This is a genomic window from Chitinophaga sp. ARDCPP14 (genome assembly GCF_051362515.1).
Classification (GTDB): Bacteria; Bacteroidota; Bacteroidia; order Chitinophagales; family Chitinophagaceae; genus Chitinophaga.
In genome coordinates this window covers 282,832-294,015 of the sequence record NZ_JBKIXB010000003.1, presented here as the reverse complement: position 1 = coordinate 294,015, position 11,184 = coordinate 282,832, and the positions used below count along the sequence as shown (strand labels likewise).

Here is an 11,184-nt window from a genome sequence, read left to right as displayed (position 1 = left end):
GTACCATGAAAAAATTAGCACTTGCGCTTTATATAATCCTGCTGGCAGGATGCACAAAAGATTTCCTGAATTCAAAGCCCTCGGATCAGCTTTCAGATACTAACTTCTGGCAGTCGGATGCAGACGCGCTTTCCGGCATCACCGCTATCTATGAGCAGATGCAGCACAACTACCAGATTTATGGCTACAACCCCATGACGGATGGAATGACACCCAACGCCTGGATCTGGAGCGACTACCTCGAAGGATATGGCGGTATCTCCAAAGGCAACCTGCTGCCTACACTCATTACACCGGTAAATGATAAGTGGGTGCAGCTGTACAATGGCATCTATAAATCGAACCTGGCACTGGAAAAAATACCGGGTATAAAAATGGATGAAGCCCTGAAGGGACGACTGCTGGCAGAGGCGCAGTTTTTACGCGCACTGTTTTATTACAACCTGGCCGACTATTACGGAGGCGTGCCTTTGATTGAACATACCCTTCAACTAGGTGCAGCGCTTCCCGGCAGAAATACCCGCGAAGAAGTGCTGACCTTTGTAGAAGCACAATGCGATGAAGCCGTGAAATCGCTGCCGGCCGTTTATGATAAAGCCAATACCGGCCGGGCCACACAGGGCGCTGCGCTGATGCTCAAAGCCAAAGCGCTGTTGCTGGCAAAACAATATCAACAGGTAGCTGCAGTAGCCAAGCAGATCATCGACAAAGGTCAGTACCGCCTGTATGATAACTACGAAGCCATGTTTACCGATGTGGCGGCGGAAAACAATGCGGAAGTAATATTTGATGTGCAGTATGCTGCGCCGGGGTTAGGAGAAGGCAGTCCGCTCGATGGATTTATGGCACCACAGAGCTCTTTCGGAAAAGGCTGGGACCAGGCATATCCCACACAGGATCTTGTAAACAGTTATGAGATGAAGAACGGGAAGATGATCACTGATCCTGCTTCGGGATTTGATCCTGCCAATCCGTTTAAAGACAGGGACCCGCGGCTGGATTATACTATTATCCGTCCAGGCTCCGTATGGAAAGGGATTGCCTATGATAATATCAAAGTGGGCGGCGCAAAATCAACCTTCATCGGCTACCTGCCAAGGAAACATGTATTAACGGTAGATGGCTACAATTGGGGCGATTCCCCGTTGAACTATATCGTGTTCCGGTATGCCGATTTGCTGCTGCTGTATGCAGAGGCAGAGAATGAAACAAACGGTCCGGATGCCGCTGTGTATGATGCCATCAACCAGGCGAGGGCAAGAAAAGGTGTAGACATGCCTGCCATCCCCGCCGGTAAAACAAAGGAACAAATGCGTGATATTATCCGACACGAAAGAAGGATAGAACTGGCCTTTGAAGGTATTTACTATTCTGATATCCGCCGCTGGGGTATTGCCAAAGAGCTGATGGATGGCGCCGTAATTAAAACGATGACGGGGCAGCAACTGGATGTCCGTCATTTCGTGGATGCCCTTTATCTCTGGCCGGTTCCACAGGGAGAAATTGATCTGAATCCGAAACTGAAACAAAATCCCGGCTACTAATATTCCGCATCATGCATAGCTATTTAAACAGGATATATCTTTTACTGGCCGTGATATTGTTGTCTCAATACACGTATGGCGCTGCTGCCTATGACACCGTGTACGTAACCAGCTTCGGCGCACGGCCGGGCAGTCGCGCCGACGCCGTAACCGCAGTGCAGGCCGCGCTGGAAGCCTGCCGGCAAAAAGAAAACCCGCTGCTTTTTTTCCCGGCAGGCCGTTACGATTTCTGGCCGCAGCACGCGGTAAAGAAAGTATACTATGAATCCAATACATCGGATATCAACCCGAAATATAACGCTATCATGATAGCGGGATTTAAGAAGCTGGTGATAGAAGGCGCCGGATCGGAATTTGTGTATCATGGCCGCATTCAGCCGTTCACCATTGAACGGAGCAGCCATATTACGCTCCGTCATTTTTCCATCGACTGGGAGTTTCCCTTAACAGCGCAGGCGGTTGTAACAGATACTACCGCTGCGTATATCAATGTACGTATAGATACGGCGCAATATCCCTACACCATTGTAAACGGGCAGCTGCTGTTTGCCGCCGAAGGCTGGAGTGGTAAAATCACCGGCATCATGGAGTACGAAAAGGACACGCATCTTATTGCTTACAGAACCGGCGATGATCCCAGCGCCCTGGGGCCGGGCTGGCGGGGATATAAAGCCACCGTAATGGACAACGGCGTGGTGCGGTTGCATTATCCCTTCCGGCGGAAGCCTTCACCCGGAAACATCCTGGTATTACGGCATAACAGCCGCGATCATGCCATGATTTTTGTAACGCACAGCGATAACATCTTAATGGAAAAGGTGACCGGTTACCATTGTGCAGGGTTAGGGATACTATCGCAGTACACAGCGGATCTTACTTTTAAAAACATCTCCATTGTTCCAAATATAGCAAAGGGAAGATATTTCAGCGGTCATGATGATGGACTGCACTTTTCCAATTGCCGTGGTAATATCAATGTTGACAGCTGTCGCTTTGGCGGCCTGATGGATGATCCCATTAACGTGCATGGCACCTATGTGCGCATTATCAGCAAGCTGGCCGGAAATAAGCTGCTATGCCGCTTTATGGAGCCGATGAGCGTAGGGATGGAGTGGTCGGAAGCAGGCGATAATATTGCATTCATAGATCATCATTCACTGGCTACCATCGGCAAAGGAAAGGTAACAGCGTTCAGGAAGAAAAGTACCACTGATTTTGAACTCACCCTGGCGGGCGAAGTACCTGCACATGTGAATGAAGGAGATGGCCTCGAAAATATGAGCTGGACGCCGGCGGTAACGGTAAGGAATACTTCTTTTGAAAGCTGCCGTGCAAGAGGGCTGCTGGTAACCACTCCTAAAAAGGTGATCATTGAAAACAACAGCTTTGCCTCCAGCGGTTCGGCCATCCTGATAGCCGGCGATGTAAATTCCTGGTACGAATCCGGCGCTATCACCGATTTGCTGATAAAAGGAAATAAATTTCTCGCGCCGTGTAACACCTCCGACTACCAGTTTACAGAAGCCGTGATCAGTATTTACCCGGAAATTCCGGTGATGAACGATAGCACACCGCTTTACCATAAAAATATACAGATAGAAGGAAATAGTTTTTATGCGTTTGACTATCCTATACTATTTGCACAATCGGTAAATGGGTTGCAGTTTGTTAACAATGATCTCATCAGGAGCTACGATTATAAGCCTTATCATGCCCGCAAGGCGGCCTTTTTCCTATCAGGGTGCAGGAACGTCCGCATCAAGGATAATAAGGTAGCTGCTGATTTACTGGGAAAGAATGTGGAGTTTAAATTTATGAAGAAGAAAGAAATACAATGTCAGGAAGAACTGGTCTTTTAAACATTTTAGCACTGCTCATTTTTCCGTTGAGAACCTTGCCGCAGTCGCATGCCGGTCACTTATCACTGCCTGCAGTGATAAGTGACCATATGGTATTACAACAACGCTCAAAGGCCGTGCTATGGGGATGGGCGGACAAGGGCAGCCAGGTGAACATCGCACCCGGCTGGACTTCCAGGAAATATACCGCTGTTGCAGACAGCACCAGGAAATGGAAACTGCATATTCCTACACCACGTGCCGGCGGACCGTACACCGTTGAATTTAACAGCGAAGCAACACATATCAGCGTGAAAGATGTATTGATCGGGGAAGTATGGGTATGCTCAGGGCAATCCAATATGGAGATGCCGTTGAAAGGATACAATAAACAACCGGTTTTAAACGCAGCGGCTATTATTGCTGATGCGGCCAATCATCCGGATATACATGTTTTCCGGGTACCCAAAGTAGTATCACCAGTACCTTTATCCGATTGCAACGGCAGCTGGAAGGCCACAGATACCGCTACCGCGAAGGATTTCAGCGCAGTTGCGTATCAGTATGCAAAAATACTGCATGACAAGCTGCACGTACCCATAGGCATTATTGCCACTTATTGGGGAGGAACCGCCATACAATCCTGGATGAGTGAAAAAACACTGTCGGTTTTCCCGGAGGCATGGTCTACCAGCCGGCCGGATACGATCAAAGATCCGGAGAAAGATCCTGAGCGCGCACCATCTGTTCTTTTCAATTCAATGATCCTGCCGGTTTCAGATTATACCGTAAAAGGATTTATCTGGTACCAGGGAGAATCAAACAGGGAGCATCCGTTGCTTTACCGCAGACTGTTGCCGGCGATGGTGAAGGAATGGAGAGCGCTGTGGGGAGGGAGCCGTTTGCCGTTTTATTATGTGCAGATAGCACCCTACGGATATGCTGATCCGCGTCATGAGCAACTGCCGGCCGTATTGCGGGAATCACAATTGCTGGCGCTGAACGATATTCTCAACGCAGGTATGGCCGTGATACTTGATGCAGGTGAAGAAAGATACATCCATCCGCCGGATAAAACCGTGGTGAGTCAACGCCTTTCGTACTGGGCGCTGGCAAAAACATATCATCAGAAAAGCATTGCCTGTGCTTCGCCGGTTTTTAGAAAGATGAAGATCAAAGGAAGCCAGGCTTATCTTTATTTCAATTTCGCCAAACACGGATTAACCGCTAACAATAAGCCGCTGGAACATTTTGAAATAGCGGGCAATGATCATATTTTTTATCCGGCTAAAGCGGTGATCGTTCACAGCAACCAGGTGAAAGTTCAGTGTGACGCAGTAGCAGCGCCGGTGGCTGTGAGATACGCATTTAAGAATTGGGTGAAGGGAGATCTTTATAACGCAGAGGGGTTGCCTGCTTCTTCGTTCCGGACAGATGTGGGGCAATAACCCCAAACGGCTGACATAGCTTCGTGCACGGCATAGATATTGTTGATTAACAGTCAAATATCATAAGCCATGAATGTAAAACGACTCTTCGGAACCATCCTGACTATCCTGGGAATAGTGGGTATCATTTATGCCGGTTATGGTTTTATCCAGCAAAGTATGCAATGGCGACAGCTGCTGGTGGCTGCTGTTATAGGAATTGTCTTCTTCATATCGGGTATTGGCCTTGTGAGAAATACCAAGGATGAAGCGTAGATGAAGCGCACTTAAAGCATGGTTAAAGCGTACTTAAAGGGTGGTGGCAATTGCTGAATTTATCGCCATTGTGCTCTGTTATTTACAATATTTGTAATATCTTGTAACCCATCACCACAACAAACGTCATTGAATATGGGATTTTTTTCGGGCCTTATTGGCAATGCAGCCACCGTTAGCCAGGAGCAGTTAACGAAAGATTACGGCAAACTGCTGCTCGATTCAGAGCGGGTAGAACTGGGGTTTAAACTGATCAGGGATACTTTTATATTTACCAACAAACGCCTCATCCTGATCGATAAGCAGGGACTTACCGGCAGCAAAACAGAATACCGCAGTATCTCTTACAGAAGCATTTCCAGGTTCAGCGTGGAAACAGCCGGTACTTTTGAACTGGATGCAGAACTGAAGATCTGGATCTCCGGTGAAGAGCTGCCCAGCATCAAAAAGCAATTCAGCAAATCGGTGGATGTGTACGAGGTACAGAAAGTACTGGCGCATTACGTGCTGAACTAATTTTTTATTGAAGTGTTTAATACATCGAAGCCACCATTGGTGGCTTTTTTATTGTTTATATTTACCATTTCTAAAAGGACAGGTCATGGAAGTAGGAATAGATAGCTTTGCCGCTACGAATGGTTTAAATAACAAGTCGGCTGCAGAAAGTAATATGGATGAAATGGCAGATCTGCTGGAGAGGATAGTGATGGCCGATCATGCCGGGCTGGATATATTTGGCATCGGCGAGCATCACCGGAAGGAATTCCTGGATTCCGCGCCCACCGTTATCCTGGCGGCTGCCGCAGCCCGTACAAAACATATCCGCCTGTCCAGCGCGGTAACTGTGCTCAGTGCCGCCGACCCGGTAAGGGTATTCCAGAATTTCGCCACACTGGATATTATTTCGCGTGGCCGCGCAGAAATGGTGGTAGGCCGTGGTTCCTTTATAGAAGCATACCCGCTTTTTGGTTATAGTCTCCAGGATTACGATGCGCTCTTCATCGAAAAACTGGATCTGCTTCTGAATATCCGCGATAATGAAGTAGTTACCTGGAAGGGCCGTTTCCGGCCAGCGCTGAATAATATTGCTATTTATCCGCGACCTGTACAAGACCCGTTGCCTATTTGGCTGGGTGTAGGCGGTACGCCGCAATCATTTGCCCGTGCCGGTACGTTGGGACTACCGCTCATGGTCGCTATTATAGGAGGGGAAACCCACCGTTTCCGCCCGTTGGTTGACCTCTACCGGGAAGCCGGCAGAAAAGCCGGGCATTCGCCCGATAAATTAACGGTAGGCGTGCATTCGTTGGGGTATGTTGCGGAAAACAGGCAACAGGCTGTCAGCGATTATTTCCCAGGCTACGCCGAAACTTTTACAAGGATTGGAAAGGAGCGGGGATGGCCGCCGGTTACACGAGCGCAGTTCGATGCCCAGGTAGGTCCCACCGGCGCGTTGCTGGTAGGCGGCCCGGAAGAAGTAGCGGAAAAGATCCTTCGCCACAGTGAAGCGCTGGGAGGCATCTCCAGGATTACATTTCAAATGGACAACGCAGGATTATCCCATGAAAAATTGCTGAAGTCCATTGAATTGATCGGCAAATACATCATCCCGCTGGTGAATATTGTTTAATGATTATGCACCCAGTTCGGTAGGCAAGCCATCCATACTCACCAGGTTCTTCTCGGCTTTATAGGCTTCCAGGCCTTCGGGACCTTTCTTTTCCGCCCATTTGGCGGCATGATCCCGCTCCCCGGTGTATTCATACAAGGGAACGCCAAAGCCACAGGAGGTTTGTACTTTATGGATATCCGCCACAATAATCTGGCGGGTGGCAGGCAACATCGTAAACAGGGCTGATAATTCCGGCCATTCCGCATCACCGGGCAACACCGTATAGCCTTTACCGTATAAGCGCAAAATATTAGGCGGTCCATCGAAGGCACAGAACATAAAGGTGATGCGGCCGTTTTCACGGAGATGTGCTGAGGTTTCATTCCCACTTCCAACAATATCGAGATAGGCGACCTTACTCGGGGAAAGCACCCGGAAGCTGTCCAGCCCCTTCGGTGAAAGGTTCACATGGCCCTGATCACTCAGCGGTGCGGAGGCTACAAAAAACAATTTCTGCGCAGCAATAAAGTCCTGGTGTACGGGCTTAATATCGTCAAAAAACTTTCCCATATAAGCGGCATTTAAGTGGACGTTAAAGGTACGAACATTTAACTACAGCAGTTTTTTCGCTGCATCTTCCCAATCCATGATCCGCTCATAACCTTCTACATGTACATTGTGGTGTCCATGATACAGCAACGGCCTGCCTTTGAAATTGCTGAAATTGCGGATCAGGTCATCTATCATGATGTCTGTTTGAACAATGGATTTATCGCCGCACAGGCAGTACTGCCGCCATTCCAGGAAAGGAAAATGTTCCTGCAACCAGTCGTATTTGTCTTTCAGGGAGGTAGGAAACTCCATTGCAGCAGAAACGATATACAATTTATATTTCTTATTCAGCTCTCTGATTACTTCCACTGCGTTCGGGAATATTTCCAGGTCACGGAAAAAGCCGGGTGTATTCAGGTATTCCTTAATCTTCGCTTTATGTTCTTCCGGCAAAATATCTGATAGTGTTTTGCCGTGCAGCTCTTCCGTGGTAAATGTTTTGCCGAAGTCCCTGTAGTACCATGCCCTGGCTTTTTTAATCGGGTCGGCAATGGTTTCGTCCATGTCTATGGCGAGCGATAATTGCATTGTTTCCTGTTTTTGTGGGGCTAATATAATAATAAAAAGGCAGTGAAAACGGAGGTATCCGGTAAGTCACTGTCATAAAAGAAAAAACGGCTGTAGTAATGGCATCAACATACCATCGCCGCAACCGTTTAATCAAAAAAATAAAATCCTAAAAAATAAAATCCTAAAAGAAAAATCAAATAAAATCCTAAAAAACAAAATCCCCCAAATCAACATAATCAGCGTAATCCTGAGAAAGACAACCTCCGCGTCTAAAGCCGCTTCAGCATAATATCGCGGTATTCCACTGTCATAGGCGGGCCCACATGCACCTGCACGCCCAGCAATCCTTTGGACTTCCCGTTTACAGTGTCGTTGTCGGTTACATCACTCATCAGTACACCGTTGATATAGTGTTGGAGATGGTTGCCTTTTACAACGAGCCGGCATTTATTCCAGTCTTCGCTTTTAATCAATGTTTGCAGCGAGTCAGAGCTACCGAGCGAACCGGTCACCACGGCGGCGCTCCAGGCGTTGTTTTTTACGCCGTTCTTCAGCGAGTCTGTTGCTTCCGGAATGGTGGTTTTCTGTCCGCGGTAGGCGAGGGTAGTACGTCCTCTTTCTTCGTAATTCTGACCGGTGTAGCGGTTGGCGCCATCAATATCGGCCTGGTAGCCTTTCAGCGCATGCGGCACATTCTCCACCATTACGCTGCGGTAGTTGATGCCGCTGTTGCCGCCGCTGGTGATTTTGAATTCACAGGTGAGTTCGAAATCAGCCGGCTGATCGCCCTGCCAGATGAGGAAGGTGTTGGTTTTAAGTAACGTTTCGGGAGTTACCTGACCAACAATATGACCGTTTTCTGCCCGCCAGTGAATAGAATCGCCTACCCATCCATTGAGGGTTTTGCCATCAAAAATCTGTACGAAGCCTTTATCGTTACCTGTGCTGTCGCCGGTATGGCTGTCGCCTGTTTTGCCCGCGCCATTCTGGCAACTGGCTGTCGTAAACAGCAGGCTGGCTGCGGCCAGCGGGATAAGCATTGCACTGGTTTTTTTCAGCATAATTAATATTTTATTGTGTTTTGTATTTTTTCGTATATCCTGGGGAGATAGAAAGAATGATGCGTATAACCGTTACCGGTAGTTAGGCAGCATTGGTATCTTTCCAGGTACCGGAAGCGGCAGAATCGAGTACGGCCTCACACACTTTTTGCGTTTCCAGCGCTTCTTTAAAAGTAGGAGAACAGGGTGTGCCGGTTTCCAGGCTTTTCAGAAAATCAGCTACCTGGTGTACAAAGGAATGCTCATAACCGATACCCAGCCCGGGTACCCACCATTTATCCATATAAGGCTGATCGCCATCTGTTACATGGATGGAGCGCCATCCGCGCACCGTAGAGGCGTCGGCGTTATCAAAGTATTCCAGCCGGTTCAGGTCGTGCAGGTCCCAGCGGATGGAGGCATTTTCGCCGTTGATTTCAAACGTATATAATGCTTTATGTCCGCGTGCATAACGGGTTGATTCAAAGAGGCCGAGCGATCCGTTGCTGAAGCGGCACAGGAAGGAACAGGCATCGTCGATGTTTACTTTTTCCACTTTACCGGTGAGCTGATGCATACGTTCTTTTACAAATGTTTCGGTCATGGCAGTTACGTTGGTAATACTGCCATTCAGCCACAATGCGGTATCAATGCAATGGGAGAGGAGATCGCCCACAACACCGGAACCGGCTACGTCTGCATCCATGCGCCAGAGGCCTTCGCCGCCCTGCGGCAGGTTGGCGTTAATGGTCCAGTCCTGCAGGAAGTTGGCGCGGTAGTGGAATATACGACCCAGCTTGCCGGAGTCAATGATCTGCTTGGCGAGGGTAACAGCCGGCAGCCGGCGGTAGTTGTACCACACGGTATTGGGCACGCCTGCTTTTTCAATTGCATCTACCATGCCGGCCGATTCTTCCAGTGTACGTGCCAGTGGTTTTTCGCAGAGGATCATTTTGCCGGCAGCAGCTGCGGCGATGGCTATTTCAGCGTGTTTGTCGTTCGGCGTACAAATGTCCACAGCATCTATATCATCGCGTGCAATCAGGGCTTTCCAGTCCGTTTCCACGGATTCATATCCCCATTGGGCGGCGAACGCTTTGGCCTTGCTTTCCGTGCGGGAACATACTGCTTTCAGTACCGGCTGATATGCCAGGTCCGGGAAGAAGTTTTTCACGCGCAGGTAGCCATTGGAGTGGGTTCTGCCCATAAAGCCACATCCTATTAATCCTATCCTCAGTTCTTTCTTTGTTGTCATAGTTGTCACGGGTTATAATTAAAAAACTATTCCTGCCAGCCGTGCTGTTGCCTTACAGCGATCATGGCGGCGAGGATATCGTTCCAGGTTTTCGCCTGGGTCATCACGGCGTTAGGGAACATACAACCATCCCAGCAGATATGTTTCACTGCCTTCGTGAGTTCTCCCTTGTCGTCGCGGAGCCAGAAGCCTGCATCTTCTGCAATATTCAATTTCCCGTTGGGATCAGTGGCGAGGCAGTGGCGGCCGGTTTTATCGTGGGAGCCGGTGCCATGCACGGTACCGTCATTCTGTGCTACGTGGAAATCGATCATCCATGGACGAAGGGCCTGTGTGAGCTTCCGGAGCCCGGCTTTGATCGCCTCGCGGTCGCTCCATTCAAAGTCGGCCGGCAGTATCCTGTCTTCCGGACTGTTATAACCCAGCAGGTACAAAAACGTATGCGACATATCTGCCTGGAAACCGATGTTGGGCCGGTCTACTGCTTCAAGGGTATCCAGCATTGCTTTCCAGCTGTGCATACCACCCCAGCAGATCTCACCTTCTGCGGCGAGTCTCTCGCCATAATCGGCAGCAACATCACATGCTTCCCGGAAGGTTTGCGCAATCAGCTTTGTGTTGCCTGCGGGATCTTTGGCCCAGTCTTCCGGGCTGCAGGCAGAGTCGATGCGTACCACACCGCTCGGCCGGATGCCGAGGTCACGGAGGCGTTTGCCCACATGGCACGACTTCCGCACCTGTTCTACAAATTTAGCCCTGTCTTCTTTGCTGCCCATTGCGGAACCGCCGCTGGGAGGCCAGATCGGCGCCACCAGGCTGCCTATCTCCAGGTTATAAGAGGAAACTTTTTCTACCAGTCTTTTCAGGTCATCGTCGGAGCTGTCTGCGGATACGTGCGGGTCAAACAACCCGATATCGATACCGTCAAACTTAACGCCATTGACTGCTGCGTTGGCTGTCATTTCCAGCAACGTATCAAACGAAATGATGGGCTCCGCGCCATCTCCTTTTCCTACAATGCCCGGCCAGGTGGCATTGTGCAGCTTTGGATAATTATTATCTTTCATAAC

At 49.2% G+C, this 11,184-nt stretch carries 11 protein-coding genes; 6 read left to right on the top strand and 5 right to left on the bottom strand.

Going from position 1 to position 11,184, the window contains the following annotated elements:
- Window positions 1-5 precede the first annotated feature (5 nt).
- The 6 genes from ACLHR0_RS10315 to ACLHR0_RS10290 all read left to right on the top strand — a co-directional run bounded on the left by ACLHR0_RS10315 (window position 6) and on the right by ACLHR0_RS10290 (window position 6,715).
- Window positions 6-1,544 carry a RagB/SusD family nutrient uptake outer membrane protein gene (locus ACLHR0_RS10315; RefSeq protein ID WP_436486329.1) on the top strand — a complete coding sequence of 513 codons (1,539 nt, stop codon included), beginning with the start codon at window positions 6-8 and terminating at the stop codon, window positions 1,542-1,544.
- Between the two features lie 11 nt (window positions 1,545-1,555).
- Window positions 1,556-3,403 (top strand): alpha-1,3-galactosidase-related protein, encoded by a 1,848-nt coding sequence (locus tag ACLHR0_RS10310; RefSeq protein WP_436486327.1) that lies wholly within the window; start codon window positions 1,556-1,558, stop codon window positions 3,401-3,403.
- A complete protein-coding gene (locus ACLHR0_RS10305) occupies window positions 3,379-4,830 on the top strand; it encodes a sialate O-acetylesterase (RefSeq protein ID WP_436486326.1) in 1,452 nt (483 codons plus the stop codon). Before ACLHR0_RS10310 ends, ACLHR0_RS10305 begins: the two co-directional genes overlap by 25 nt.
- A 69-nt stretch (window positions 4,831-4,899) precedes the next feature.
- The gene (locus ACLHR0_RS10300; protein ID WP_370910858.1) at window positions 4,900-5,085 is read left to right on the top strand and encodes a hypothetical protein; all 186 of its coding nucleotides are present in this window, start codon (window positions 4,900-4,902) and stop codon (window positions 5,083-5,085) included.
- 135 nt (window positions 5,086-5,220) lie between these two features.
- Window positions 5,221-5,601: a PH domain-containing protein gene (locus ACLHR0_RS10295; RefSeq protein ID WP_370910859.1), complete on the top strand. Its 381-nt coding sequence runs from the start codon at window positions 5,221-5,223 to the stop codon at window positions 5,599-5,601.
- 85 nt (window positions 5,602-5,686) lie between these two features.
- Window positions 5,687-6,715 carry an LLM class flavin-dependent oxidoreductase gene (locus ACLHR0_RS10290; protein ID WP_436486324.1) on the top strand — a complete coding sequence of 343 codons (1,029 nt, stop codon included), beginning with the start codon at window positions 5,687-5,689 and terminating at the stop codon, window positions 6,713-6,715.
- A 3-nt stretch (window positions 6,716-6,718) separates the two neighbouring features.
- Here the strand turns inward: ACLHR0_RS10290 and ACLHR0_RS10285 are convergent, their stop codons facing one another.
- The 5 genes from ACLHR0_RS10285 to ACLHR0_RS10265 form a co-directional block, all read right to left on the bottom strand.
- The gene (locus ACLHR0_RS10285) at window positions 6,719-7,267 is read right to left on the bottom strand and encodes a pyridoxamine 5'-phosphate oxidase family protein (protein ID WP_436486322.1); all 549 of its coding nucleotides are present in this window, start codon (window positions 7,265-7,267) and stop codon (window positions 6,719-6,721) included.
- A gap of 42 nt (window positions 7,268-7,309) precedes the next feature.
- Complete coding sequence (locus tag ACLHR0_RS10280) at window positions 7,310-7,837, bottom strand: 5' nucleotidase, NT5C type (RefSeq protein ID WP_429048181.1); 528 nt, start codon at window positions 7,835-7,837, stop codon at window positions 7,310-7,312.
- Window positions 7,838-8,088: 251 nt separating this feature from the next.
- On the bottom strand, window positions 8,089-8,880 hold the full coding sequence (locus ACLHR0_RS10275; RefSeq protein WP_436486319.1) for a 3-keto-disaccharide hydrolase: 792 nt from the start codon (window positions 8,878-8,880) through the stop codon (window positions 8,089-8,091).
- Window positions 8,881-8,962: 82 nt separating this feature from the next.
- Window positions 8,963-10,114 (bottom strand): Gfo/Idh/MocA family protein, encoded by a 1,152-nt coding sequence (locus ACLHR0_RS10270; RefSeq protein ID WP_429048177.1) that lies wholly within the window; start codon window positions 10,112-10,114, stop codon window positions 8,963-8,965.
- A gap of 26 nt (window positions 10,115-10,140) precedes the next feature.
- Complete coding sequence (locus ACLHR0_RS10265) at window positions 10,141-11,181, bottom strand: sugar phosphate isomerase/epimerase family protein (protein ID WP_436486317.1); 1,041 nt, start codon at window positions 11,179-11,181, stop codon at window positions 10,141-10,143.
- Window positions 11,182-11,184 lie beyond the last annotated feature (3 nt).

Bases quoted from the DNA above. Each gene is read 5' to 3' on its own strand.
- ACLHR0_RS10315 (WP_436486329.1), top strand. From the start codon at position 6: ATGAAAAAATTAGCACTTGCGCTTTATATAATCCTGCTGGCAGGATGC.
- ACLHR0_RS10310 (WP_436486327.1), top strand. From the start codon at position 1,556: ATGCATAGCTATTTAAACAGGATATATCTTTTACTGGCCGTGATATTG.
- ACLHR0_RS10305 (WP_436486326.1), top strand. From the start codon at position 3,379: ATGTCAGGAAGAACTGGTCTTTTAAACATTTTAGCACTGCTCATTTTT.
- ACLHR0_RS10300 (WP_370910858.1), top strand. From the start codon at position 4,900: ATGAATGTAAAACGACTCTTCGGAACCATCCTGACTATCCTGGGAATA.
- ACLHR0_RS10295 (WP_370910859.1), top strand. From the start codon at position 5,221: ATGGGATTTTTTTCGGGCCTTATTGGCAATGCAGCCACCGTTAGCCAG.
- ACLHR0_RS10290 (WP_436486324.1), top strand. From the start codon at position 5,687: ATGGAAGTAGGAATAGATAGCTTTGCCGCTACGAATGGTTTAAATAAC.
- ACLHR0_RS10285 (WP_436486322.1), bottom strand. From the start codon at position 7,267: ATGGGAAAGTTTTTTGACGATATTAAGCCCGTACACCAGGACTTTATT.
- ACLHR0_RS10280 (WP_429048181.1), bottom strand. From the start codon at position 7,837: ATGCAATTATCGCTCGCCATAGACATGGACGAAACCATTGCCGACCCG.
- ACLHR0_RS10275 (WP_436486319.1), bottom strand. From the start codon at position 8,880: ATGCTGAAAAAAACCAGTGCAATGCTTATCCCGCTGGCCGCAGCCAGC.
- ACLHR0_RS10270 (WP_429048177.1), bottom strand. From the start codon at position 10,114: ATGACAACAAAGAAAGAACTGAGGATAGGATTAATAGGATGTGGCTTT.
- ACLHR0_RS10265 (WP_436486317.1), bottom strand. From the start codon at position 11,181: ATGAAAGATAATAATTATCCAAAGCTGCACAATGCCACCTGGCCGGGC.